At 37.8% G+C, this 25,792-nt stretch carries 21 protein-coding genes, 1 pseudogene and 1 riboswitch; of the genes and pseudogenes, 7 read left to right on the top strand and 15 right to left on the bottom strand.

Annotation, left to right across the window (positions count from 1 at the left end; all coding sequences use genetic code 11):
* Window positions 1-161 precede the first annotated feature (161 nt).
* A complete protein-coding gene (locus FXW34_RS04390; RefSeq protein ID WP_147532756.1) occupies window positions 162-1,319 on the bottom strand; it encodes a Ger(x)C family spore germination protein in 1,158 nt (385 codons plus the stop codon).
* Window positions 1,316-2,884, bottom strand: a complete 1,569-nt coding sequence (locus FXW34_RS04385) for a spore germination protein (protein WP_147532755.1) — start codon at window positions 2,882-2,884, stop codon at window positions 1,316-1,318. Before FXW34_RS04385 ends, FXW34_RS04390 begins: the two co-directional genes overlap by 4 nt.
* Before the next feature lie 196 nt (window positions 2,885-3,080).
* On the opposite strand from FXW34_RS04385, the gene FXW34_RS04380 reads away from it, so the two are divergent.
* From FXW34_RS04380 to FXW34_RS04360, 6 genes and pseudogenes are all read left to right on the top strand, one after another.
* A complete protein-coding gene (locus FXW34_RS04380; protein WP_147532754.1) occupies window positions 3,081-4,748 on the top strand; it encodes a glutamine--tRNA ligase/YqeY domain fusion protein in 1,668 nt (555 codons plus the stop codon).
* 21 nt (window positions 4,749-4,769) lie between these two features.
* Complete coding sequence (locus FXW34_RS04375; protein ID WP_147532753.1) at window positions 4,770-5,762, top strand: NADPH:quinone oxidoreductase family protein; 993 nt, start codon at window positions 4,770-4,772, stop codon at window positions 5,760-5,762.
* Window positions 5,763-5,994: 232 nt separating this feature from the next.
* The gene (locus FXW34_RS04370) at window positions 5,995-7,752 is read left to right on the top strand and encodes a sensor domain-containing protein (RefSeq protein WP_147532752.1); all 1,758 of its coding nucleotides are present in this window, start codon (window positions 5,995-5,997) and stop codon (window positions 7,750-7,752) included.
* A 1-nt stretch (window position 7,753) separates the two neighbouring features.
* Window positions 7,754-8,848: a Delta(10) desaturase DesB gene (desB, locus tag FXW34_RS04365; RefSeq protein WP_147532751.1), complete on the top strand. Its 1,095-nt coding sequence runs from the start codon at window positions 7,754-7,756 to the stop codon at window positions 8,846-8,848.
* A 207-nt stretch (window positions 8,849-9,055) separates the two neighbouring features.
* A pseudogene (locus FXW34_RS23670) lies at window positions 9,056-9,562 on the top strand (MCP four helix bundle domain-containing protein); the annotation flags it as partial.
* A gap of 243 nt (window positions 9,563-9,805) precedes the next feature.
* Window positions 9,806-11,209, top strand: coding sequence for a methyl-accepting chemotaxis protein (locus FXW34_RS04360; protein ID WP_425457399.1), 1,404 nt, complete (start codon window positions 9,806-9,808; stop codon window positions 11,207-11,209).
* Window positions 11,210-11,246: 37 nt separating this feature from the next.
* Here the strand turns inward: FXW34_RS04360 and FXW34_RS04355 are convergent, their stop codons facing one another.
* Genes FXW34_RS04355 through FXW34_RS04340 form a run of 4 tightly spaced genes read right to left on the bottom strand, consistent with a single transcriptional unit; the run spans window position 11,247 to window position 14,052 of the window.
* Window positions 11,247-11,978: an ABC transporter ATP-binding protein gene (locus FXW34_RS04355; RefSeq protein WP_147532749.1), complete on the bottom strand. Its 732-nt coding sequence runs from the start codon at window positions 11,976-11,978 to the stop codon at window positions 11,247-11,249.
* A complete protein-coding gene (locus FXW34_RS04350; protein WP_147532748.1) occupies window positions 11,975-12,748 on the bottom strand; it encodes an ABC transporter permease in 774 nt (257 codons plus the stop codon). Before FXW34_RS04350 ends, FXW34_RS04355 begins: the two co-directional genes overlap by 4 nt.
* Entirely contained in the window at window positions 12,745-13,035 is a 291-nt protein-coding gene (locus FXW34_RS04345) for a thiamine-binding protein (RefSeq protein ID WP_147532747.1), read from the bottom strand. The genes FXW34_RS04350 and FXW34_RS04345 overlap by 4 nt, the downstream gene beginning before the upstream one ends.
* Before the next feature lie 12 nt (window positions 13,036-13,047).
* Entirely contained in the window at window positions 13,048-14,052 is a 1,005-nt protein-coding gene (locus FXW34_RS04340; RefSeq protein ID WP_147532746.1) for an ABC transporter substrate-binding protein, read from the bottom strand.
* Between the two features lie 101 nt (window positions 14,053-14,153).
* Window positions 14,154-14,262, bottom strand: a riboswitch (TPP riboswitch).
* 195 nt (window positions 14,263-14,457) lie between these two features.
* On the opposite strand from FXW34_RS04340, the gene FXW34_RS04335 reads away from it, so the two are divergent.
* Window positions 14,458-16,653, top strand: coding sequence for a sensor domain-containing protein (locus tag FXW34_RS04335; RefSeq protein WP_147532745.1), 2,196 nt, complete (start codon window positions 14,458-14,460; stop codon window positions 16,651-16,653).
* 82 nt (window positions 16,654-16,735) lie between these two features.
* On the opposite strand, the gene FXW34_RS04330 is transcribed toward FXW34_RS04335, so the two are convergent.
* The 9 genes from FXW34_RS04330 to FXW34_RS04290 form a co-directional block, all read right to left on the bottom strand.
* Window positions 16,736-16,969: a group-specific protein gene (locus FXW34_RS04330; protein ID WP_147532744.1), complete on the bottom strand. Its 234-nt coding sequence runs from the start codon at window positions 16,967-16,969 to the stop codon at window positions 16,736-16,738.
* Window positions 16,970-17,077: 108 nt separating this feature from the next.
* Window positions 17,078-19,024, bottom strand: coding sequence for a lipoteichoic acid synthase (ltaS, locus tag FXW34_RS04325; RefSeq protein ID WP_147532743.1), 1,947 nt, complete (start codon window positions 19,022-19,024; stop codon window positions 17,078-17,080).
* A 305-nt stretch (window positions 19,025-19,329) separates the two neighbouring features.
* Entirely contained in the window at window positions 19,330-19,629 is a 300-nt protein-coding gene (locus FXW34_RS04320) for a hypothetical protein (RefSeq protein WP_147532742.1), read from the bottom strand.
* Between the two features lie 648 nt (window positions 19,630-20,277).
* Window positions 20,278-20,901: a CAP domain-containing protein gene (locus tag FXW34_RS04315; protein WP_147532741.1), complete on the bottom strand. Its 624-nt coding sequence runs from the start codon at window positions 20,899-20,901 to the stop codon at window positions 20,278-20,280.
* Window positions 20,902-21,027: 126 nt separating this feature from the next.
* Entirely contained in the window at window positions 21,028-21,786 is a 759-nt protein-coding gene (locus FXW34_RS04310) for a sirohydrochlorin chelatase (RefSeq protein ID WP_147532740.1), read from the bottom strand.
* 29 nt (window positions 21,787-21,815) lie between these two features.
* Window positions 21,816-22,415 (bottom strand): adenylyl-sulfate kinase, encoded by a 600-nt coding sequence (cysC, locus tag FXW34_RS04305; protein ID WP_147532739.1) that lies wholly within the window; start codon window positions 22,413-22,415, stop codon window positions 21,816-21,818.
* Between the two features lie 22 nt (window positions 22,416-22,437).
* Window positions 22,438-23,586: a sulfate adenylyltransferase gene (gene sat / locus FXW34_RS04300; RefSeq protein ID WP_147532738.1), complete on the bottom strand. Its 1,149-nt coding sequence runs from the start codon at window positions 23,584-23,586 to the stop codon at window positions 22,438-22,440.
* A gap of 109 nt (window positions 23,587-23,695) precedes the next feature.
* Window positions 23,696-24,775, bottom strand: a complete 1,080-nt coding sequence (locus FXW34_RS04295) for a sulfate permease (protein WP_147532737.1) — start codon at window positions 24,773-24,775, stop codon at window positions 23,696-23,698.
* A gap of 13 nt (window positions 24,776-24,788) precedes the next feature.
* A complete protein-coding gene (locus FXW34_RS04290; protein WP_147532736.1) occupies window positions 24,789-25,520 on the bottom strand; it encodes a phosphoadenylyl-sulfate reductase in 732 nt (243 codons plus the stop codon).
* Window positions 25,521-25,792 lie beyond the last annotated feature (272 nt).

Here is a 25,792-nt window from a genome sequence, read left to right as displayed (position 1 = left end):
CTAAAGAAACGTGAAATCCCATCAATATTGAAACACCGATTGTTGCTATTACCATGAATAGGACTAAAACCCATAGTTTTTTCTCTAAGGTGGAGCTATTCTTCAAAATAACGATATACATAATAAGACTTATGATGACCCCAATCGTCCCAAACATATGATCATTCCTTTATTTTTAAAGCTGAATTTATCGCTTCATCAATTTCTGCATCAACGTTAATCTTTACGTCAAGCTCAGTTAACAGCTTGTCCCAATTCTTCTCCCATTTTTGTTTCCATAATTTACTTTCCTTCCTTGATAAATACCAGCCAAAACCAAAAATATCAATTCCCTCTGATTTGGAGTGTGTAAGAATTGCTTCTATTTCACTTTTTATCTGTTCCTCCATGATTTTTATTACTTTTCGATAATTTTTTGGGTCATTCATTTCTAGATTTGCCTCATTTTGCATCATAGTGGCTGAGACATTCACATTAACTGTAAAATTTGGCAAATTATTTTTCAGCTTATACTTAGGACGAACCTTCGATTTAATAATGCCGACATTTATTTCACCATCATCTTTAATCGTAAATGTATAACCACGCCGACGCATTTGTTCAAGCAACCAATAAACTCCTGTGGATTCTTTCTTATTAGTAATGAACTTTAATTTATCATCTTTAAAAATAGCTAATTTATTGATTGAGACTTCTTGTTGTTTTTGTCCTTTTTTATTATTTGTAAGACTCACCTCAACCAATGGGATAACGGGATCCTTACCAGGTCTCGAATAATCGTTCAAAATATCACGTACATCGCGATGAAAACCCGCCTTCGTTAATTCTCGAATTGCTTCAGCAGGGAGCTTCTCCAAATGAGGCGAAGCATTTAGTACATCAATCGCATCACCCTTCGTTACTAAAACAAAAGTTGTTAATCGTGATTGAGGCTGTTCAACAATTACATCCATTGATTTCTTTAAGCCCGCTCGTGCCAGTTCCTCACCAAATACAATCACTCTACGATGTGCAAAGTAATTTTTCCGGGACATCCTACCTTGTAATAAATCATTGGCTTCTCGTACATTCCTGCCTACAGTTGAATCAATATAGTATGGTTTGTTACCGCCAGTACCTCCCCCACCTCCGCTTGAACCCGCTCCCCCCAAAGCACTTGGGAGAGGAACTTGAACAGACACGCGGATTTGATTTTCTTTTAATAAATCAAATCCTGTTCCGTTTATGAAAGCTAAATCATTGACCTCGATCCGGTCCCAACAACCTGACAATATTAGTACACTCATCCACAGTGTGAATTGCACCCTCCACCGCTTCATGACTCGTTCCCCTTTTTATCATTAGTTGAACTTCCACTTGTTCCAGGAAATAGGCCAAATGCTTGTCTGACTACATTCTCTTTTATCACCTGAGTCGGACGCTTATCTAAAGCCCACCACGGTGCACGAATAAAAACATCCTTTAATTCATCCCACTTTAAAGGTCCAACAGGCGAAAAATATGGTACGCCAAATGAGCGTAGTTTACAAAGGTGGGTAAGCAAAAAGATTGAGCCAATCACAATTCCAAGTAAACCGAACGCTGCCGCAAGCATCATCATCGGGAAACGGAGCAAGCGAATCGAGATCGCCATATTAAACCTCGGAATTGTGAATGAAGCAATCCCAGTAAGTGATACTACAATGACCATCGGTGCAGAGACAATTCCGGCCTCAACAGCAGCAGAACCGATTACCAAAGCACCCAAAATGCTGACTGCTTGACCAATAACTTTTGGCAGACGGACTCCTGCTTCTCGTAATGCTTCAAAGGCTAGTTCCATAATCATTGCCTCAATAAAAGCTGGAAACGGTATGGCTTCACGACTCGCTGCAATACTATACAGCAATGTCGTCGGAATCATTTCTTGATGATAGGTCGTAATCGCAATATAGAAAGCTGGTAACGCTAATGCCAAAAATATGAGAATGATGCGGAGCCATCTTAAGAAAAATGAAATATGGAAACGTTGATAATAATCTTCACTAGCCTGTAAAAACATCCAAAATGTTGCCGGTAAGATGAGCGAAAATGGTGTACCATTTATTAAGATGCATACCCTACCTTCTAGGAGATTGGCAGCAACAGTATCCGGCCTTTCGCTGTTTTGTATCTGTGGGAAAATACTCCATGGATTATCTTCGATTAGTTCCTCAATATAACCACTCTCTAAAATCCCATCTATTTTAATTCGATCAATCCGATTGAGAACCTCATCAACCAACTCCTTAGGAGCTAAGTGATCCATATATAGGATCACCAAAGAGGTTTTTGTTTCCGTCCCCACCTCTTTGCTAATCATTTTCAGATGACTAGAACGGATTTTTTGTCGTACCAAAGCAGTATTAACACGTATATTTTCGGTAAATCCCTCGCGTGGTCCACGAATTGATGTTTCCGTTTCCGGCTCTGAGACTCCTCGACGAATTCCTCCCTTGGCACTCAACACCAATGCTTCTCGTATGCCATCAACTACCAACAGCGTTTCCCCTAGAAGAACCTTATTAATCACATCTTGTAAATTATCTGTCGTATCAACTTGCGCAATCGAAACTATTTTTTCTTTTAACTGTTCAAGCTCAATCCGTTCACCGAGAGCAAAATCTTGTAAATTCATTAAACCGTGTAGCTCAATGTCCTTCGTTTCTACAATCCCTTCAATAAAAATAAGTACAGCTTCATGTCCTCCGATGCGAAGCGAACGGAATACAATATCAGAACAATGTTGGAAAACATCCTGTAATATCTTCTTATTTAATTCTAGCTCACTTGAAAATTTTGTTGATGTGTCTGTTGTAGGTTCGATGAGCTTTGATATTGGCTTCGGTCTTAATAGTTTTCTCATATTCCCAGACTCCGTTTGTTTTTTGATAATATTCCCTCGTTTTCAATGTTTATCCTATTAAGTGAAACTTCCATCTGTATGAGGACTACTGTCCGTTAAGATGGGATAAATGCAATAGCTTGGATTAGACAGTGGAAAAATAGTGAAAATACATATAAAATAAGTAAAAGCGTACATATAGAAAGGTTGATTACTTTTGGAACATAATTCCTCAAATTTTATCAAGAGTATTATTAAAGAAGATTTAGAATCCGGGAAAAGAGATCATGTTATTACCCGCTTCCCTCCAGAGCCAAACGGATATTTACATATTGGTCATGCAAAATCAATCGTAATAAACTTTGGTCTTGCAGATGAATTTAACGGAAAAACCAATTTACGTTTTGACGACACAAATCCTTTAAAGGAAGACCAAGAGTATGTTGATTCGATAAAAGAAGACGTAAGATGGCTTGGCTATGAATGGGACGGCTTATTTTTTGCATCTGACTATTTTGATGAAATGTTTAATCGCGCAGTGCTATTAATTAAAAAAGGAAAAGCTTATGTGGATGATTTGTCGGCTGAAGAAATTCGAAGCCTTCGCGGGACACTTACAGAGCCAGGCAAAGAAAGTCCTTATCGTAATCGTTCTGTCGAGGAAAATTTAGACTTATTTGAACGGATGAAGAACGGTGAATTTGGAAATGGAGAGAAAGTTCTTCGTGCCAAAATTGATATGACTTCTCCTAATTTAAATTTACGTGACCCAGTATTATACCGTATCTCTCACGCTACACACCATAACACTGGTGACAAGTGGTGTATTTATCCTATGTATGATTTCGCCCATCCGCTCGAAGATGCAATTGAGGGTGTTACACACTCACTATGCACAACTGAATTTGAGGACCATCGTCCCCTTTATAATTGGGTTATCGAAGAATGCGAAACAGAAAGTAAACCAGAACAAACTGAATTTGGTCGTTTAAACATTACAAATACGGTGATGAGTAAACGCAAACTAAAACTTCTAGTCGATGAAGGATTTGTTGATGGCTGGGATGACCCACGCATGCCGACCATTTCTGGTTTAAGAAGAAAAGGTTACACACCTGAGTCAATTCGTGAATTCGTTAAAGAAACGGGTGTTTCAAAAAGTTCTGGAACAGCGGATTCAGCTATGCTTGAACATTTTGTCCGTGAGGATTTAAAATTGAAAGCACCTCGGACAATGGGAATTCTACGTCCACTTAAAGTGGTCATTACAAATTATCCAGAGGGTCAAGTTGAGTGGCTTGATGCAGAAATCAATCCTGAGGTCCCTGAAATGGGAATGAGAAAAATTCCTTTTTCACGCGAAATTTACGTTGAACAAGATGACTTCATGGAAAATCCGCCCAAGAAATATTTCCGTCTCTTCCCTGGAAATGAAGTCCGTTTAAAGCACGCGTATTTCATTAAGTGTGAAGAAGTTGTCAAGGATGAAGCAGGAAACGTAATTGAACTTCGTTGCACTTATGATCCTGAAACAAAGAGTGGCACTGGCTTCACAGGACGAAAAGTAAAAGGTACTCTACATTGGGTTGAAGCAAGTCAAGCTGTCCCAGCTGAATTTCGTCTTTATGAGCCGTTAATTTTAGATAATGATCCTAATGAGGAAGAACAGGAAACTGGTGAAGAGAAGTCCTTCCTTGAGCTAGTGAATCCAAATTCCCAACAAATCATTCAAGGTTTCATTGAGCCAAACATGAAGGATGTTAAACCACACGACAAATACCAATTCTTCCGTCATGGCTATTTCAATGTGGACCCAAAACTATTCACCAGCGATAAAGCAGTCTTTAATTTAATTGTTTCATTAAAAAGCTCGTTTAAACTATAAATTCTTCAAGGAGAAAAACAGATGGATAAATCGTTTAAGGCTTTTGTAGTAAATAAATCAGATGAAAATTTCTCGGCCGAGGTACGTATAATGTCAACGGACGACCTACCTGCTGGGGATGTATTAATTAAAGTTCATTATTCCAGTGTGAATTTCAAGGATGGATTGGCGAGTATTCCAAATGGGAAAATTGTTCGCTCTTACCCATTCATTCCTGGCATTGATTTAGCAGGAGTGGTCGCTCACTCAACCGATCCCCGTTTTAAAGTGGGTGACGAGGTGATTGCCACCAGCTATGAAATCGGTGTATCTCACTTTGGTGGATTTAGCGAATATGCAAGAATTCCTGGTGATTGGATTGTACCACTACCTGTAGGATTAACTTTAAAGGATGCGATGATATTTGGTACGGCCGGTTTAACAGCTGCCCTTTCGGTTGATGCGTTAGAAAATCGCGGTTTAACACCTGAGTCTGGCAAAGTACTAGTCACCGGAGCAACGGGTGGAGTTGGCAGCATTGCCGTTGCCATTCTCGCAAAACGCGGCTACCATGTTGTAGCAAGTACAGGCAAGCAAACCGAACATGAATTTCTAAAGAACCTTGGTGCAAAGGAAATTCTCTCACGTGAGGAAATTACAGGTGAAAAAATAAAACCATTAGATCAACAACTATGGGCTGCAGCAATTGATCCAGTTGGCGGAAATACGTTAGCAGCTATTTTGAGCAAACTTCAATACGGCGGTTCAGTTGCAGTAAGTGGATTAACTGGTGGTACCGATTTACCAACCACTGTGTTTCCCTTTATCTTGCGAGGAGTTAGTTTATTAGGCATTGATTCTGTTTACTGCCCAATGGAAACTAGACTAAAGGTTTGGAATAGAATGGCCACAGATATGAACCCAGCAGAAAAACTAGAGCTTATCAAGCGCGAAATTTCATTTCCAGATTTAAACAAGTCTTTATCTGAAATCCTTCAAGGACAATCGCGCGGTCGAAATGTCGTCGTCTTTTAATTCTTTTATAACAAAAAGCTGTCCTCATCTATCATTAAATGGATGAGGACAGTTTTTTTTGTGCAAAACGCTTAACCCATAAGCCAAGTACTTGCTCTCCTTCATATTTCCTAATTTGTACTAAAATAAATAATTTTCTGATATAATATTGTTTGTAAATCTAGTTCATTTATTCAGAACGATTGATTCTATAAAGCGCTCTATCATTCCCGCGTTTAAGGGAGATTATCATATGAATATATTTAAGAAGATCAAAAAATGGATAGATTCTCAATTTACCTTTATGCAACGAAAAAATGAATTAGCGCTGAATGAAGAAAGGTATAAATCCTTATTTGAGCATCATCCTGACGGTGTATTTTCCTTAGACCTTAAAGGAAATTTTATTAGTAGTAATACACCATGGGGCGATTGGGTTGGATTTTCCCCAATGGAATTAATCGGGAAGCCTTTTCTTGACGTAATCCCCGACAGAGACAATCACTATGTGTTTGTGAATCATTTTACAAAAACGATAAATGGCAGTAAAGAAAGATACGAGCTTTCCTTTATTAATAAAGAAGGAAAAATGTGTCACATACAATTTACTAATATACCGATATATGTAAAAAATGAAATTGTAGGAATTTATGGAATTGGGAAAGATATAACTGAAAACAAGATAAATGAAGAAAAAATTAAACAGATGGCCCTACACGATTCATTGACAGGCTTACCAAATCGTGTCTTGTTTTCAGAAATTATTCAGCTGGCGTTGGCAGACGCAGAAAGAAATAAAGAAATGCTGGCAATTATGTTGCTTGATTTAGATCGATTCAAAACCATCAATGACATTTTAGGACATGATGTCGGTGATCAACTTCTCAAGCAAACGGCCAAGCGATTAGTTGCGTCACTTCGCAAAAATGATACTGTATGTAGACAGGGAGGCGACGAATTCAGTATTTTACTAAAAGGGATTAACCGGCCTGAGGATGTAATGATTATTGCTTCAAAAATCCTCCATTCTTTAAATAAGCCGTACATCATTAATGACAATGAAGTAATTACAACACCAAGTATGGGCATAGCTGTTTATCCAATTGATGGTGAAACTTCAGCTGACCTTTTGCAAAAGGCTGATTTCGCTATGTATGCTGTAAAGGAGCAGGGAAGAAATCATTTCCGCTTATATTCAAAGGAGAAACACCATGATTATTCAAAACAATATCTACTAGAAAAGGAACTTCGCAAAGCTTTAGAAAAAAAAGAATTTACCGTTTTTTATCAACCGCAATTCGATATACCAACAGGGAAAATGATTGGGGTTGAGGCTCTATTAAGATGGCACCACCCTGATCTCGGTATGATTTCACCTGTTGATTTTATTCCAGTGGCCGAACAAGCTGGAATGATTGTTCCGATTGGTGAATGGGTATTAAAAACCGCTTGTCAACAAGCAAAAATATGGCACCAAAACGGTTTCCCATTAAAAATGGCAGTAAATTTATCTCCACGGCAATTTCGACAAAAGGATCTTGTCGAGCTTGTAAAAGAGGTATTACATAAGTATGAGCTTAAGCCAAAATATTTAGATTTAGAAATTACTGAAGGTATTGCGATGAAAGATATTCATCTATCCATTCAAAAGCTTAACGCTTTAAAGGCTATCGGTATTAACATTTCAATTGATGATTTTGGCACAGGATATTCTTCACTTTCTTATTTATCGAATTATCCTGTTGATACTTTAAAAATTGCTCGTGAATTTATTGAAAAAATTGGGCAAGATGCAGGTAATGAAGCAATAATTAGTTCGATCATTGCTTTGGCGCACAATCTTAAATTGAATGTTCTTGCCGAAGGTGTAGAAGAACCCACTCAATTACAATTCTTAAAGGAGCGCAACTGTAATCAAGTTCAAGGTTTTATGTTTGGAGTCCCAATGCTCGCTGGGGAATTAGAGGAACAATTTCTTAATAAAAATATGCAAAATCTTGAAAGGAGTTAACATGAAAGAATTTCAAACATTTGGTTGGTACGCAGCAAGAATTTCTCCTTATCTTCCTAAAGAGGCTTTTCAGCCCGTTCCCTCCAGATTGCTTGGAGGTCTAGCATATTTAATTATTATTATCACATGTATGATTTCAATTAGTTTATTTCATTTCAATATATGGATAAACATGTTACTTTCGCTCGTAATTGGTTTTAGCTTTTCCGGAATTGGATTCTTAGGGCATGAAGTGTTACATGGGTCCGTGGTTAAAAACGCCAAGCTGAGGAATATGATTGGTGCGATTTGCTTCTGGCCATTTACAACCGGTCCCCTCCTTTGGCGTAAATGGCACAATAGCACACATCATGTTCATACTCAGCATACGGAGAAAGATCCAGATACGTGGTCGACCGCAGAGGTGATTATGCGAAAACCAATATTAAAGGCACTGTTTCGCCTACCGAAGCTTTTTCGGTCCATCAGTTACTGTTTGTTTCTATTTATTAATTTTAATACTCATTCAACTCGAATGTTCCTTCGATTCATTAAGGAATTCAAACCAGAAAATCGGCGCTCTGTTTGGTTTCAATTTCTGTTACCGTGGGTTACATGGATAGGTTTAGCTTTTATCATTGGCCCTGCAAAATGGTGCTTCGTGTATCTCATACCAGCTTTAATCGCCAACTTTATTGTTAGCAGCTACATTGCTACAAATCACAATTTAAACCCGCAAACTGACACAAATGATCCGTTAGCAAATAGCCTAACAATAACTGTACCGAAATGGATTGATGTCCTGCATTATCAATTCTCGTTACACACTGAGCATCACATGTTTCCAAGTATGAATCCAAAATACTATCCGTTAGTTCAAGCACATATCAAAAAGATGTGGCCAGAACGCTATCATGAAATGTCATATTGGAAAGCGATGCTTACGCTAATTAAAACACCAAGAATCTATCTAGAAGAACGACATTTAATTGATTTTCAAAAAGGAAAGATATATGGTTCATTAGGAAATGGGCTAAATCCTGATCATATCAATTACCAAAAAATCGATACTGAACATGCAATCCCAGGAAAAATCTCCCCTAAACAAACCACCTAATCAAAACGTAAAAACGGCTAAACATTCATCATTGAGTGATTTAGGCGTTTTTTTGTCATTTCATATGAAATTTCTTTTGGTCACGTTAAAGTGTGACTTTCGTCATAACAATACAATAATAATTATCTATATATTAAAATTATGTTTGTCTTCATATATTAAACTCATTTTTACATACAGCACAACTAGAAAAGGAGAATAACATTTATGCTAAAGAATGTGTCAATGAATGTGAAACAAATGGGAAGTTATATTATTATCATTCTATTCTTTATTGTCATTACGAACACTTCCTACAACAATGTCAATCACCTTAGAGACCAGACCGTATCAATCGGAGAGCAAGATGTCCCGAAAATTGTACTAACAGGAGAATTAAAGGAGGATTTTGCACGTATAGGTCAATCCACGACGAAGCATGCATTTGAGCAGAACGTGAATGAAAAAAACAAAATTGGAGAAGCAATTTCAAAAGATATTAGCGCGGTTAAAAAGAACTTAAAAGAAGCTGAGAAACTTAACTATACAAAAGCTGATCGTCAGCTATTAGCTGATTTGAACCAAAAAGTTGTAGATTACAATAATCAACTTAACCTCTTTTTAACGGAGTCCAAGAAAAATCAATACAATGAAACCAAGGCACAGCTAGACAAATTAAGTATTATTTCAAACAATGGGACTGCTACACTCGAAAAGCTATATAAGTCCGCACAGGACGAGGCAGAAGTGACCTTGGCTAATTCCTACAAAGATTCAAATAAGTTCAATTATGAAATATTGATTCTTGCCGTTACAGCTTCCATTTTTAGTACGATAATTGCATATTTTACAACCCGATTAATTTCAAGAACGGTTAGACGATTTGCACAAAATGTTGATAAAACGAATAAATCAGTTGCAGAAATCAAAAAATCAATCGATAAAACTTCCGAAAGCGCACAGCAGCTTGACGCATCCATGAACAATGCCAATCATTCAATTACTGAATTAGTTGAGTCGATTCAACATGTTGCGGTAAGTACAAATGTAACTGCATCTGGTGTAGACGAAATCTCAGCTGCAATTGAACAAATGAGCGCGTCAATTTCTTTAGTGGCTGGAAGTGCAAGTACGCTTGGAATTTCAGCTGAAGAAACATCTTCAGCTATCCAGCAAATGATGGCTTCCGTTGAACAAGTAGCAGACAATGCCGGAAGCGCTAGCACTGGCATTGAGCAAATCTCAGCTGCAATTGAAGAAATGAGTCAATCGATTAAAATTGTTAGTGAAAATGCGCGTGGATTAACTAACACTGCAGGTCAAGCATCAGACGCGATCCAACAAATGATTCATTCTATTAAACAAGTTGATGAAAGAGCTCAAACCGTAAATAAATTAAGTAACTCCGTAATGCATGACGCACATGAAGGTACCCTATCGCTAAATGAAACCTTAAATGGTATGAAAGAAATTTCTCAAGTCATAAACCATGCAAGTGACGTGATGCAAAGCCTTGGCAAAAGCTCTGAAGAAATCGGTAGCATTATTGCCGTAATCGATGAAATCGCTGATCAAACCAATCTATTAGCTCTTAATGCTGCAATTGAGGCGGCGCGCGCTGGTGAACATGGAAAAGGATTTTCAGTAGTTGCTGAGGAAGTTAGAAAGCTGGCAGAACGCTCTGCACAAGCAACAAAAGAAATTTCTTTTCTCATTAAAGGTATTCAAGCTGAAACAACCGTTGCTGTCACATCTATCAATGAAGGCGCGCAAAAGGTTATGATTGGAAATCAACTTGCAGATAAGACAAAGCAAGCAATTGAAAAAATTACTGAAGGAATTACTCAAGTAACCGAGGAAATGGACCAAATCGCTCAAGCAACAGAAGAACAACAAAAAAATAGTGAACTGATTACAAAAGCTGTGAAAAATGTACTAAACCAATCAGAAGCTATGACCCATTCAACGAAAGAACAATCTATTACTGCAGAAGAAATTGTTAAAGGCATTACCTCAACTAAAGACATGGTTCAGCAAATATCAATTGCGACTAATGAACAATCAAAAGGTGGCCATGCTATTGTAGAAGCAGTTGGCAATGTAACTAGCCAAACTAGCTCCGTGACGAATGCAACGAAGGAACAGGCCTTTACTTCTGAGGAAATCGTAAAGAATGTTAGCAAAATTAAAGAAATGGTTCAGCAAATGATGGTAGCTACAAATGAACAAGCTCGTTATGGACAGGACATCGCCTTAGAGGTTGGAAATGTTCGTAAGCAGACAAGCGAGCTCGAAGCTAGCATTGAAACACAAACGAAAGAAGTGGAAGATGTCGCAATCGCCATCAACGAAGTAAACGATCAAGTTAAGACACTGGGATAAACAAAGCAAAAAGGCTATCAACCGCGATAGCCTTTCTTTATTTTTCCAGTCTGTAGTATATCTTTCTTTTCCATTTCAAGAATTCTTCATCAAAAAATAGACTCTCATCGCGTGGACGATTAAAAGGAACCTGAAACTCTGCGATAATGGATGCTGGTTTTTGTGAAAGAACGATAATTCGATCAGAAAGAAACAAGGCCTCTTCAATCGAGTGGGTAACAAAAATGATTGTCCGCCGGTATTCCTCCCAAATCGCTAGCAGCCATTTTTGCATTTCCAGCCTGGTTAGTTCATCTAATGCCGAAAAAGGTTCATCAAGGCAAATGAGAGATTGTGGACTTAATAAAGCGCGAATAAACGCAACTCTTTGCTGCATTCCACCTGATAGCTGGTCAGGAAGTGCATGTATGTAGTCCCCTAATCCAGCCTTATTCAGCATTTCTATCGCTTTGACTGGATCTTTTTTCCCCTTTATCTCAGCAGCCAATAAGACATTTTGAAGAACGGTACGCCAAGGAAGCAAGCTAGGTGATTGCGGCATATAACTTATGGCACCACGAGCTCCGACAATATTAATTCCTTCAAGCCAAATTTCACCGGAATCTGGTGTTAATAGTCCGCCTATTAAATTAAAAATTGTACTTTTCCCACTGCCTGATGGACCAAGTATTGAAATAAATTCTTCTTTTCCTACTGAAAAGTTAAGATCTCCTAGAACCTCATTTGCAGAAAAACGTTTACTTACATGAGATATTGTTAAATGACTCACTCTCTCTTCCCTCCTTTACCGTTCCAGCGAATGAAATATTTTTCCAAAGCGATGATCACGAGGAAAAAAAGTAAGCTTAAGAGCATAATCGCTAATATCGCTACAAATACCTTATCTGTTCGAAACGAAGATGAAGCTAAGGTCATGTACACACCGATACCTTTTTCAGAACCTAGCCATTCAGAAATAACCGCCCCCATCACACTATACGTTGCAGATATTTTGAGCCCAGAGAATATCGCAGGTAGAGCATAAGGCCACTCTAGCTTCCAGAATAATTGCCCTCTTGTTGCGCCGGCCATAAGCATATAGTGCTTGTAGGATTGGGGGACTTGCCTAAATCCATCTAAAGCTGCAACCGTTATTGGGAAGAAGCAAACAAGTGTTATCACAATTAGCTTCGGCAATAGACCAAAACCAAACCAAATCACTAACAATGGTGCAAGTACAATAATCGGAACGTTTTGTGATAGAATCAGGAGCGGATACACCGCATCGCGTACCCAAGGCAACAAATGAAGGAATATCGCTACCAGTAAACCGACAGCCACCCCAATTGCATAACCTTCAATAGAAATCCAAACTGTTGCCAGTAAGTCAGGATAAAATTGGTTCCAGCCCACAAATGCTTCAGTCAGAATTTTTGAAGGTGCTGGCAAAATCCAATCATCCACTAAATATTTTATTGCTATAATTTCCCAGAAAATGAATAAAAGGAGGAGTACCGCTACCGGTCTCCAACCTTTTATTAAAAAATATTTAAGCTTCATCGATATTTCTCCGTCAAGGTATCCATCGTAATTCCTTGCGGCTGATATAATACTTTAATTTGTGAAATAACATTTGTACTGCCTATTTCCATCATCCGCACATTCATTTTCTCAATGATTGAAAATAAATGTGTCAGTTCACCTTCCATCGTTGTTTCTAGCGGGTGGACTTCATATTTCACACCAGATTCATGAATGATTGCAATTGCTTCATCAACGTACGGAATCACATCTCCACCATCAGCTGGCTTCGGAATAATTTGAATACTTACTAATGCATTAGCCATTCATACTCCCCCCTATTCTGGCAAAAAATCATTCGTAAACGCTTTTTTTGCATCAAGCTCTTTTTCTAATAATCCGTTCTCAAACATCCATGATGCATAGTTTTCCCAAATCTCTAGTTTTTGTTCACCCCACTGCTCAGCATCATCCTTATATTTTGCTGCAAGCCATTTCTGGCTTTCTTTTACAAGTTCAGCATCCAAATCTGGAACTTCCTTTATAAGGATGTTCGCTGCATCTTCGGGATTTTCAATCGCATATTCGTAGCCTTTCGATGTTGCCTTGATGAACGCTTTAACTACATCAGGATTGTTAGCGATCATTTTTTCGTTCGTTGTTAAAACAGGCGTATAATAATCTAGTTTTTCCGAGTAGTCGGTCAAATACATCATATTGATTTTTTCGCCCCGTAACTCCGCTTCAATGCCTGTCCATCCATAATAAATCCAGGTAAAATCAATATCCCTTTTAATAGCCGTAAAAAAGTCAGCATCTCCAATATTCACAATATTAACTTTGTTAACATCCGCATTTTCAGTTTTCATTAAAGAGTCAATGACTGATTTCTCAGCAGGTGAACCCCAGCCTCCATATGATTTTCCTTCAAAATCCTTCGGTGACTTAATATTTTTGGCGGCTGGTGATGCAAAACCAGATGTATTATGCTGTATGACAGCGGCAATCGAAACTAGTGGTACCCCTTGAATCCGCGCCTGAGTGACACCTTCTTGATAACCGACACCAAACTGAGCTTTTCCTGAAGCGACTAACTGGTCAGCACCCGCTTCCCCTGGCATAATGATTTTGACATCTAAGCCCGCTTCTTCAAAATAGCCTTTTGCTTTCGCGACGTATAAACCCGTATGATTTGTATTAGGTGTCCAATCGAGTACGACCGTTGCTTTTTCTAGCTGTTTTCCCTTATCCTTGTCTTTTGAATCATTTCCTTCTTCTTTTTTCGTACCGCAACCCGACATAACTAACATTGCGACGACCAAAAATAGCATCCATTTTTTCATGATTTTTCCCCTTTCTTCACTCCGTCAAGACCAAAAAAGTATGTATGGACTATCCCTAAAATAAAAACGCCTAGCTAAAAGCATGGGCGCATACCAACAAATATTTGTTAAAATATGTTCCCTCCGCTGGCACTAACCAGATCAGGTTCAAAGGGTCATTATCTTCGAGATAATTTCTCAACTGGCTCACCAGTTCCCCTACATAGATATTTTGATTTTCAAATCATTCATATTATATCATTATAAAAATTTAATGTCAGTATCTTCGCAAAAGATAATCAAACGCTAATTTAGTTAAGAATGTTCATAGAATGGTCATAATAATGTAAAATAATATCTCATTATGAAATATTCGTTAATGTAAACTGAATATTAGAATAATGTTTTTTGTCGGAGGAGAATGGTATGAACCACGACGGTTTACTTGATAACAGTAATGTGGAACTAAACATGATCGAAGCCAACATTATCAATCCCCAGAATGTAAAATACAATATTAAACCAGGACAAGATGATTGGGCACATACACAAGAACTTGATCCAGAAAAAATCCTCATAAATGAAAAAACCGTTTATGCAGTTGACCAAGCAATGAACGTTGTCATTACCGACGCAAATGGCTATGTCCTTTATGGCAATCAAAATATTTTCGATTTAACGCTATATTCACCTGCTGAATTAATCGGAGGACACACACGAATCTTTAACGCCAACTACCATTCAAAAGAATTTTTTCAAGAAATGTGGAACACGATAAAGTCCGGGAAAATCTGGCGAGGTGACTTGAAAAATAAACGAAAAGATGGAGCGATTATTTGGGTCCGCTTAATCATAACTCCATTGTTAAACAATGATGGTGTACCGTACCAGTTTGTTGCCCTGAAGGAAGATATTACTGAAAAAAAGGAAATCGAGTTTCAGCTTGCTCAAAAAGATAAACAGCTAAGTGCACTGACCTATAACTCCTACGATATTGTAGGTATTATCAATCAATATGGGGAAATCACTTATTTAAATCCGGCTTTCGAACGGGTTTTAGGCTTTCCTTCTTTTGAAACGATTGGCTCAAATCTTGTGTCTTTTTTAGTGGACGATGATTTACCGTTTTGGTCGAAGATGCTCAAAGAAATCATTAAACAGCCCACCGATCCAATTCGACATCAACTCAAAATAAAGCACAAAAGCGGTTCAATTCGTTGGTGTGATGTTGCTTTTACAAATTACTTAGACGATCCACATATCAAAGGGATTGTTTTTAATTTCCGAGATATTACCAATCAAAAAGAAGCAAATGATAGAATTAATCACTTAGCCCATTTTGATTTTTTGACAGGTTTACCTAATCGGAGACATTTTGAGCACTATTTACAAGAATCACTCCTTTCAACCAAGAATACAGATTCAATGATTTCAGTTTGGTTTTGCGATTTAGACGGCTTTAAACATATTAATGATACGCTTGGCCATGACATCGGTGATGGGCTATTATCAGAGGTAGGAAAGCGCATTCAACAATTTTTTGAAGGAAAAGCCTTTGTGGCTCGGCTCGGTGGAGATGAATTTGCGATTGTAATGCCAAACTCAGATGATTTCAATCAGTTAAACGACTTAGCTGACAAATTAATTAATGCGATTAATCAACCTTTCACAGTCGATGAATATCATTTAAATATATCAGCTAGCATCGGAATCAGTACATATCCAATGGCTGGAGAAGATATGAAAACCTTAGTGAAAAATGCGGATGTAGCGATGTATCAAGCTAAGCATGACGGCAAGAATCATTTTCAAATGTACATACCTTCAATGGATCAAAATAGTTATAAATCATTTATTATTAAAAATGATTTAAACTATGCAATCGAAAAGAATCAGCTCTTCGTCATGTATCAACCAAGAATCCATACGAAAACGAATAAAATTGTCGGAGCAGAGGCATTAATCCGCTGGGATCATCCAAAATTAGGACTAGTCTCACATTCTGAATTTATCCCATTTGCAGAGGAATCAGGCTTTATTATCCCGCTTGGAAATTGGATTATTAAAGATGTCTGCTTACAGTTGAAGCGATGGCAATCAATCGGATTACCCCCAATTAAGGTATCCGTGAACATTTCCGTAAAGCAATTAATTCACCCAAAATTCAGCCAAAGGGTGAAACAAATTCTTGATGAGACAGGACTCGATCCAAAATGGCTGGAAATTGAGATTACAGAAGGCGTATTACTTCATAAGGAAGGTCAAGCAATCCTCTCTCTTCAGGATTTAAAGAAGCAAGGTATATCAATAACACTTGATAACTTCGGAGCTGGCTATTCTGCTTTTAATTATTTAATTAAATATGATTTTGATGTGATTAAAATCGATAGAAGTATATTTGAAAATATCCATGAGGAACCTCATACTTTTGAAATCGCCAATGCAATTATTAATCTGGCAAAGCGATTAAATAAAAAGGTCGTTGCTGAGGGAATCGAAACACAGTCACAAATGGATGAATTAGTAAAGACATCATGTGATGAATTCCAAGGTTTTATTTTTAGTAAGCCTGTCACTGCTCACGATTTCGTCCAATTTTTAGAGAGCGACCAATTAATGTAATAAACCATTACCATCCAACAGAAAAGCTCAGTTCAAGCCTAAAATGCTTGAGCTGAGCTTTCATTGTCCTTACGGCTTATCCTTATGTATTTTTTAAGATTAACATTAGTTTTTGGTTTCGGCTTTGCTGTTCATCCTTTGAAGCTAAATCGTATTTTTTTAATAGATGAAATACTTCGTTTAGTAGTTCTTGTGTGTGTTCTTTTTGAAAGAACTGTTCAAATGGTTGATTGAGCTCATCTGGTAAAAATGAACGCTGTGATTCATATTTCTTTTTAACATCTTCAAGAGAATGATCTAAATTACATTGACTCATCTCTGTTGCCCCCCTTCACGTATCAATACTTATTATACTAAATCGTATTTTTAATGCAAAAAGAGAAGCTTAATTTACTTATAAGTAATTTAAGCTTCTCTTATAAATTTATTTCTCAGATTTGGATTCTTTGCCTTTGATGTACTCATAATCCTTTGGGTCAATTGGTGTAAAACCTTCTGGTGTGTAGAATCGCAGCAAGTCCTTCGTGACAATTTCATCAGAAATACTTAGCTTTGTGCTCACTTGATCGATTAGTTCTTTTGTTACTTCACCATCCACTTGTTCACCTGTCGTATTGCTGTAGGTTTTTCCGCTTACAACAGTGTATTCTGGTGTTACAAAGTCGCCATTTCTAAATGGTACAACCTGTTGATGTGCTGGTGAAAGCAAGTCTGTACCCATTTGCATATAATCCTTCGTATCAATACCTAACAAGTGAAGAACTGTCGGCATTACATCGACTTGACCACCGTATGCGTCTACTACTCCACCTTGAACGCCTGGTGCTACGATAAACACCGGTACACGTTGTAGCTGTGTACTTTCAAAAGGTGTAATCTCTTTTCCGATAACCTCAGCCATAGCTTCATTATGATTCTCTGAAATACCATAATGGTCACCGTACATGACAATGATTGAGTTTTCATAAAGTCCAGCTTCTTTTAAATCATTAAAGAACATTTCAATGGCTCTATCCATATAATTGGCAGATTGGAAATAGCTATTTACAACATCGTTATTTCCAAAATCACCCTTAGGGAAGTCCGTATCGCCTTCATCCATTCCGAATGGGAAGTGGTTTGAAAGCATAATAAATTTAGAATAGAATGGTTGTTTTAGACTAGTTAATAACGGCATTGATTGTTCAAAGAAAGGAATATCCTTCATTCCGTAATACTTTGTATTCTCTTCGCTCATATCATAATATTCTGCGTCAAAGAAATGATCGTAGCCAAATGCTTTATAAATTACATTGCGGTTCCAGAACGTCTTATAGTTTCCATGGAATGCTGCAGATGTATAGCCGCTTCCTTTCAAAATTCCCGGCATGGCTTGATACGTATTTTGCGCTTTATTGACAAAGACAGAGCCCTGTGACATTGGGAATAATGAAGTTTCCATCATAAATTCAGCATCAGATGTTTTCCCTTGTCCAGTTTGATGGAACAGGTTATTGAAATAAAAAGCCTCTCCGCTATGAACAAGTGAATTCATGAATGGCGTTACTTCTAAATTATTAATTTTATAGTCAATAATAAAGGATTGCAGTGATTCCAATGAAATATAGATAACATTCTTACCTGCTGCCTTCCCAAAGTATTCAGGATTAGGTGCGGCGTGATTCGCTTTAATATAGTTTTCAACATCTACTATATCACTGCTGTCTGCCATTGCTCGTTGACTAGATGACCTAGCATTCTGAACGATATCATAGATGGTAAAGTTATAGGCACCAAGATACTTAACCAAATAGTTTCTATCAAATGAACGGGTTAACAAATCTGGTCGATCTTTTTCTGCTAAGCCTAAGTTGAATAAGAAAACAATAACAGCTGCTGCTAAAATAAAACCAGCTGGTCTACGATTGTTACCACTTAATGGTTTTACCTGTTTAAAGACTAATAACAAGATTAATAGAATCGTATCAGTAAAATAAAATACATCCCAATACGACATAAGCGACAATACACTATCTCCGAGCTGTCCTGCATTTGTTTTAGTCTGTAACAAAACGGGAACCGTAATGAAATCACTGAAGAAACGATAATATACGACGTTTGCGTATAATAGGAATGACATTAAAAAGTTGATTATTAATAGCATTGCATTTTGACCACGTTTCTTAAATAGCAATGCAAATCCTAAAAACAATAATGTCGAGCTTAACGGATTAATAAACAACAAGAATTTTTGTATACTATTATCTATTCCTAAATCAAATTCAATTTGGTACGCAATGTATGTCTTTATCCAAAAAAGGAATACCGCTAAGAAGAACAACGAAAGTGTTCCGCTTAGAAGAGTTTTAGGAGACTTTATAAACTTTTTCATTTTTTGCACCTCGATTATTACATATAAGCTAATTGAATGAATACTACATTAACATAATCTTTTGCGGATTTAAACGAAGATTGCTAGCAATTCATGAATGTGTCGTTTTTTCCTTACTATATATTAGACGAATAAACCCATGAAAAGTTTCACTTTTATTTATATTTTTGTTCGTTATAAGAAATTTTTTGATAGTCTCCTAAATGATTTTATCATTATTAATGTAAACTTCAAGTAAATTCGACTTACTACTAGGAAAAATGTGCTATTAGAACTAGAACTTGGCTATACGTTTGTCACATGGATTATTCCCAATTTTGGATGACGACAATCCCATTTGTAATATCGATCGTATTAAATTCACCATCGTAATAGAGTTTTCCATCCTCTTCCACAAGTAAGTTCTCATAGGTTTGGATTTCCTTTCCATCTGGGAGTTGAACAATTACTTTACGCCCTAGCTCAACTTTAGGTGCTTCAATTTGGATTTGGCTTTTAAGATAATAATGGATGGCGACAACAAGGCCGGCCAATAACAGTAATAATATAAGTATTTTTGTTTTAATGAAGCGTAATGATTGTTCCTCGACCTTATTTGTTTCCACATTAGCTCTCCTCTGCTTTTTGAAAATTTTAAATTGTTTTTTATCCAAATTAATTTATGCGGAGAGCAGGGAAAAATGACCTTAATTTTTAAAAGGGAGATGCTTGACTTTTTCCTTTTCACTTTTTACTTCAATAAACAAGGCTGTGTAAAAATTGGATGTTGATTTCCACTTCAGACACGTGCGGTTCATGGGGCTAACTGGGAGCCTGTCTAGCTCCATCGGCTAGGAGCTCGGGGTCACAAGTCAATCCGCCCAGAAGGTTAAAGGACAACCTTCTAGTCGGCTCGCCTTGTGCCTGTCGCTCCTGAGCAAGCCGCTTCCGCTTTTCTGACTGTCTATCTCCAGCGGCTAGGAGCTCGGGGGCATAAACCAAATCACTCCAGAGACTAACGTCTCTTGCCCGATTCGTCTTATGCCTGTCGCTCCTGAGCAAGCCGCTTCCACTTTTCGTTCTCCTCGGAGCTTTGCGCCTGTGGGGTCTCCAATGCCAGCTACTCCCATAGGAGTCTTCGTGCCTTCCGCTACAATCAACGTGAACAAAAATCAACAATTATCCATTTCCAAAGCAAAAAAAAGGCCTGAATCGCTTTATCCATTTTTGTGGAGAAGCGATGCCAGACCATTTTTCGTTATTGAGCTGATTTATTATCTTGTTTTAATGAACATTTGTACCCAGGCACCATGATAAAAACCGACACCAATGGCATTATAATCACGGTTCAGAATATTGGCGCGGTGACCAGAAGAATTCATCCAAGAATTCATGACTTGCTGCGGTGTTGTTTGCCCTTTAGCAATGTTTTCACCTGCACTAGCATACGAAATCCCAAACGTCTTCATCATATCAAATGGCGACCCATAGTTTGGACTCGTATGTGAAAAATAATTTGAGTTAATCATATCCTCAGCTTTTTTCTGTGCGACGTTTTTCAAGTCGGCTCGATGAGTTAATGGAGCTAGGCCATTCTTAGCCCGTTCTTGATTAACTAATTGTACGACTTGGTCCTGGAAGTTACTCGGACTTCCTGCTGAAGGCTTTAAGCGAATGATTTCGCCAACATGCATGTTCATTGGATCAACATTCGGATTTAACGTCATCAATTGCTTATAATCTAACCCATAGCGTTGAGCAATAAACCAAAAGGAATCCCCTGGGGAAACCTTATAAAATTCAAACGGCGGCTCCTTAAACATTTTTATTTGAGCTTGTGAAAATGCAGGTGCTGACATACACATTAGTAACACGGAAAGGACAATTTTTTTGAGCATGGTTCTACCTCCAATTAGCCTCTAGAAAGTTGTACTTTATCATTTTCTTCAATTATTAATAAATTATTGATGGAGATTAATGCCATGTTATAAAAAAAGCATGCTCCCTTTATAAGGAACATGCTTTCAACACATTCTGACATGTGCAATTTTTCGATTGGCTTCTTTTACTCGGTCTAATAATATATTTTTCAAAATCGGGTGATAGCCAAGATAATTGGAGAGAATGACTTCCTTCCGGTTATCCTTACTGTAAAGCTGTATCGTTTTTGCAATTTTACCCATTAAAATACCTGTAAAAAGGATGTATGGGACTACAATAATTTTGTTGTAGGAGCTATTTATGGCCTTTTCAAGTCCGTCCTCAAAGCTTGGACTCGTCCCAACTAAAAAACTTGTTTCAACTTTTGAAATGCCACTTTTTCCCTGTAATTGACTGGCTATTTTGTACAAATCTCTTTTGATATCTGGATCGCTGCTCCCTCTCCCTACTAATAGAATCATCGTATCTTCACTAATATGAGTATGTGTTTCATTGATTCTTTCAATTAACACATCACTTATTGCCGGATGAACTCCGATTGGATTACCCAGCACCACTTCCGTTTCCGGAAACAACTTATTTAGTGTTTCCAATTCAAAGGGAATATCATGCTTTGCATGTCCTGCTGAAAGGAGCAAGACAGGTACTGCAATAATTTTTGTCGCACCCTTCTCCACGCAGTTACGATAAGCTTGTTCAATACTAGGGGATGCAAGCTCGAGGAAACCGTATTCCTGAATCCGATACGAATTCTCGAGCATGCATTGGTGAACAAAGGCAGCTGCTTCAGCTTGCGCTTTTTTTAGACGACTCCCGTGACAAATATATAAAACAGCTTCCATTTGAACACCCCCATTTTTTTAGTTTCTTATTATATAGCGTTTCTAACAGATAAATATTGAATGATTTGCTCCACACATTCTTCCACAGATGACTCACTTGTATTCACAACAATTTCTGGACTTAATGGCTCCTCGTATGGAGAATGAATTCCCGTGAAATCAGGGATCAAACCTTTTCGTGCTTTATCATATAACCCTTTTGGATCTCGTTTTTCACATTCCTCAAGTGGGCAATTCACAAAAACCTCAATAAACTCTTCTTTTTCGAGCAGATTACGAACCAATTCACGATCTGCAATAAATGGTGAAATAAATGCAGTAAGGACCACTTGACCGCTATCAACAAATAATTTCGATACCTCACCAATACGGCGAATATTCTCAGTCCGATCTTCATCAGAAAAGCCTAAGTCCTTATTTAATCCGTGGCGAATATTATCTCCATCCAATACATAATTACGTATACCTGTTTCAAACAGTTTTTGTGCAACAGCATTTGCAACTGTTGATTTACCTGAACCCGAAAGTCCAGTAAACCATAGCACGAAGCTTTGGTGACCATTTTGCTTGCGTCGTGCTTCCTTAGATAAGGATAACTCATGCCATGTAATATTAGTACTTTTTCCCACAATGTTTTCCTCCTATTCTAGATTATGCCTTTACAGCATGCTGACGCAAACCTTTGATTAATACTTCAACAACCTCTTTACGGCTGAATGTACTTGGTGGAATTTCACCATTTCTTAGTAATTCACGGACCTTTGTACCAGAAAGAATGGCATGGTGTTCCTTCCCGTGCGGGCAAGTTTTTGTTGAAGCCATGTTTTCGCATTTTGCACAATAAAAGCTATGCTCGAAGAACATTAAATTAATGCCAAGCTCTTCTGGTGTAAAATTGCTAAAGATAAGTTGAGCATCATATGTTCCGTAGTAATCACCGACACCAGCATGATCACGACCAACGATGAAATGTGTGCAGCCGTAGTTTTTACGCACCATCGCATGGAAAATCGCTTCTCGCGGGCCTGCATAACGCATTGCTGCTGGGAATACCGCTAAATAGACACGGTCTTGTGGGTAATAATTTTCAAGCAGTACTTCATAGCTCTCCATTCGAACATCCGCAGGAATATCATCAGATTTTGTTTCACCAACAAGCGGATTTAAGAAAAGTCCATCTACCGTTTCCAAAGCTGTCTTTTGAATGTATTCATGGGCACGGTGCACTGGATTTCGCGTTTGGAAGCCAACAACTGTGTTCCAACCCTTTTCTTCAAAAATGGCTCTTGTTTCAACTGGGTCTAAATAGTAGCTTTTGAATTGTTCTCTTTCTAAGCGTTTTACAAGAATGATTTTTCCACCAATGTACACATTACCGCGATCAAACATCTTTTTCACACCAGGATGAGCTAAATCAGTTGTGCGATAAACATTTTCTGCTTCAACTTCCTTATTTGGTATGAATTTATCAGAAACAGTAATGACTCCATAGGTTTCGTTTTGAAAAACAAGTCGATACTCTTCCCCGATTTCAATTGTGTTTGCTTGGGTTTCTGTAACAGGTAGTGTAATTGGAATACTCCAAACACTGCCATCAGCTAATCTCATGCTGCTAACAACTGATTCATAATCCGCTTGAGATAAGAATCCTTCAATTGGGCTATAAGCACCTGTCGCAATCAACTCTAGGTCACTTAATGCCATATTATCAATTTGAATTTCCTTACTAATATTTTCAACGTTATACTCCGGGTTCCAACGATTGATTAAAGTTCCGCCATGTGGTGTACTTAAAGCCATGTTAAAATACCTCCAAATAAAGTTTATATGATTTATTAATCCTATATTTTAAGTATGATTTATACACAAAAATACTTCACTATTCTTATCACAATAGTAGGGTTAAGACTTAGATGCCTCCACCCTCTTCGTAAATGGTACGGGAGTCCTCCCTAATTGTTTTCATTAAACTAATAATCCCAAGGGTTGCTGCGCATACACTAACAAGAACAACAATTGAATAGATGTCACTATCGACGAATAACTTCACAAGTCCGTAGGATATTACTAACGAAAGAATCGGTGAAACAATCCATACTTTTAAAATTTTACTAATAATATTCTTTTTTAAGGCATTTGCACCATTTTGCACGGTGCTAATACCGATGATCGCAGTGCTTGTTACTTGTGTAAGCGGAACTGGTAAACCAAAAATGGATGCCACTGTAACCAAAAATGCTCCGGTGCCCGATACAGCGCCACCTTCAAGCAAAGTAAACTTGGTAATCTTTTTCCCATTGGTTTCTAAGACTCGGCCACCGAGTGTCATCGCGCCAATCGCGATAAAGATTCCGCCAACAATTGTACCTGTATTAAGGGATATTAATCCCGCACCGACCATTGGTCCGGCAGCGTTTGCAACATTATTCATACCGGCTGAAAATGCTTCGAAAAATCCAACAACAATAACAAATATTGAAAGTGCTCGCTGGTGCTTGCTGCCATTTAGACTTGGAAATCGTATCTCTAACCTTTTGATTGCCTTACCCAAAATAATCGCAATGACAAAGGCGATTGCTGGGACGAGAAACCAAAAGCTGACGATAACCAAAATATTGTCAATAAATAACGCCTTATAGGCAACACCTACGCCTACTACAGATCCAACCGTTATTTCACTTGTTGAAAGTGGAATTCCAATCAAATTAGCGATAAATAATGATAAGGCCGCTGAAGATAAAATAATTAGCACGACTTTTGCAGTCAATAATGACTGTGGAATTAACCCTGAACCAATCGTTTTCGTTACTTCTGCTCCACCTATGAACGCTCCGGCAAAAATAGCCACGCCGCATAATAGAAGTGCTTTTTTACGACTGGATATAGCACCAGAACCATAGGCAACACTGACTGAAGCAGCAGCGCCACTTGCTCCAATATTCATCGCAAAAAATAACGCAATTGCTCCAGCTAAATATGTTAAGGTCATCGGTCGCTACCCCTTATAAATGAAGACCACACTCTGTTTTACCAGAACCAGTCCAACGACCAGAACGCATATCATCGGCATTGAAGGCTGGCTGTGTACAAGGTTTGCAACCAATGCTTGGATAGCCATTGTCGTGCAAAATATTGTACGGTAAATCATTTTTATGAGCGTATCTCCAAATATCCTTCCACGTCCAATGAATTAGAGGACAAATTTTAATTGATTGAAATTTTTTGTCTTGATTAAAGAAATTTGTGCTTTTGCGGGTTTCTGATTGCTCTCTTCTCAGTCCAGACAACCAAGCGGTTGTTCCTGATAGAACGTCATTTAGTGGAATGACCTTCCTAATTTCACAGCACTTATTTGGCTCGCGCTTCCAAAGCTCATCACCATATTCTGCTGCTTGCTGCTCAAGTGTCAAACTAGGCTTTCTTAGCTCAATTCTTAACTTGGGATAACGTTTTTTAACTTCATCAATCAGCTTGTACGTTTCTTCAAAGTGAAGGTCAGTGTCAAGAAATACGATTTTAGCAGTGTCATTTACCTTTGAGATTAAGTCAATTAACACAATTCCTTCAATCCCAAAGCTACAAGCATACACTAATTCATCATCATTATAATGTTCGTACGCCCAGGTTAAAACGTTTAAAGCTCCTTTTGTCTGGTCATCTTCAACAATATCAATTTGAGGATAAGCCTCAAACTTGTCGAATGTCAGCTTTTCGGTCAAGCGTTCCTCCTCCATTCCTCTGTTAACTCTCTTTTAATATTTTAAATTTTAACACAGTTTGATTCCATGTCAACATTATTTCTATTAGTTTACTAGGAATTAAAACAAAGAAAATTTACAACATTCCATCTCTTTTAACGCAGTAAAGCAGTGGGGGACTGTCCCACTAGCGTTGCACGACTTGAAAAATATGTAAAAGTGACTTAATTAATTTCTAAAAAATAAAAAGGCTCCTATTGTAGAAGAGATAGACCATACTTGTTCCCTCATCTTCTACAAAAGGAGCA

The organism is Bacillus marasmi, from assembly GCF_902168435.1.
In the GTDB taxonomy this organism is placed as follows: Bacteria; Bacillota; Bacilli; order Bacillales; family Cytobacillaceae; genus Bacillus_BU; species Bacillus_BU marasmi.
This window is presented reverse-complemented; position numbering and strand designations above follow the sequence as displayed.

What these genes read in the sequence shown, in the direction of transcription:
- FXW34_RS04390 (WP_147532756.1), bottom strand. Translation starts at nt 1,319, where the DNA reads ATGAAGCGGTGGAGGGTGCAATTCACACTGTGGATGAGTGTACTAATA.
- FXW34_RS04385 (WP_147532755.1), bottom strand. Translation starts at nt 2,884, where the DNA reads ATGAGAAAACTATTAAGACCGAAGCCAATATCAAAGCTCATCGAACCT.
- FXW34_RS04375 (WP_147532753.1), top strand. Translation starts at nt 4,770, where the DNA reads ATGGATAAATCGTTTAAGGCTTTTGTAGTAAATAAATCAGATGAAAAT.
- FXW34_RS04370 (WP_147532752.1), top strand. Translation starts at nt 5,995, where the DNA reads ATGAATATATTTAAGAAGATCAAAAAATGGATAGATTCTCAATTTACC.
- desB (WP_147532751.1), top strand. Translation starts at nt 7,754, where the DNA reads ATGAAAGAATTTCAAACATTTGGTTGGTACGCAGCAAGAATTTCTCCT.
- FXW34_RS04360 (WP_425457399.1), top strand. Translation starts at nt 9,806, where the DNA reads ATGAACAATGCCAATCATTCAATTACTGAATTAGTTGAGTCGATTCAA.
- FXW34_RS04350 (WP_147532748.1), bottom strand. Translation starts at nt 12,748, where the DNA reads ATGAAGCTTAAATATTTTTTAATAAAAGGTTGGAGACCGGTAGCGGTA.
- FXW34_RS04345 (WP_147532747.1), bottom strand. Translation starts at nt 13,035, where the DNA reads ATGGCTAATGCATTAGTAAGTATTCAAATTATTCCGAAGCCAGCTGAT.
- FXW34_RS04340 (WP_147532746.1), bottom strand. Translation starts at nt 14,052, where the DNA reads ATGAAAAAATGGATGCTATTTTTGGTCGTCGCAATGTTAGTTATGTCG.
- FXW34_RS04335 (WP_147532745.1), top strand. Translation starts at nt 14,458, where the DNA reads ATGAACCACGACGGTTTACTTGATAACAGTAATGTGGAACTAAACATG.
- FXW34_RS04330 (WP_147532744.1), bottom strand. Translation starts at nt 16,969, where the DNA reads ATGAGTCAATGTAATTTAGATCATTCTCTTGAAGATGTTAAAAAGAAA.
- ltaS (WP_147532743.1), bottom strand. Translation starts at nt 19,024, where the DNA reads ATGAAAAAGTTTATAAAGTCTCCTAAAACTCTTCTAAGCGGAACACTT.
- FXW34_RS04315 (WP_147532741.1), bottom strand. Translation starts at nt 20,901, where the DNA reads ATGCTCAAAAAAATTGTCCTTTCCGTGTTACTAATGTGTATGTCAGCA.
- FXW34_RS04310 (WP_147532740.1), bottom strand. Translation starts at nt 21,786, where the DNA reads ATGGAAGCTGTTTTATATATTTGTCACGGGAGTCGTCTAAAAAAAGCG.
- sat (WP_147532738.1), bottom strand. Translation starts at nt 23,586, where the DNA reads ATGGCTTTAAGTACACCACATGGCGGAACTTTAATCAATCGTTGGAAC.
- FXW34_RS04295 (WP_147532737.1), bottom strand. Translation starts at nt 24,775, where the DNA reads ATGACCTTAACATATTTAGCTGGAGCAATTGCGTTATTTTTTGCGATG.
- FXW34_RS04290 (WP_147532736.1), bottom strand. Translation starts at nt 25,520, where the DNA reads ATGGAGGAGGAACGCTTGACCGAAAAGCTGACATTCGACAAGTTTGAG.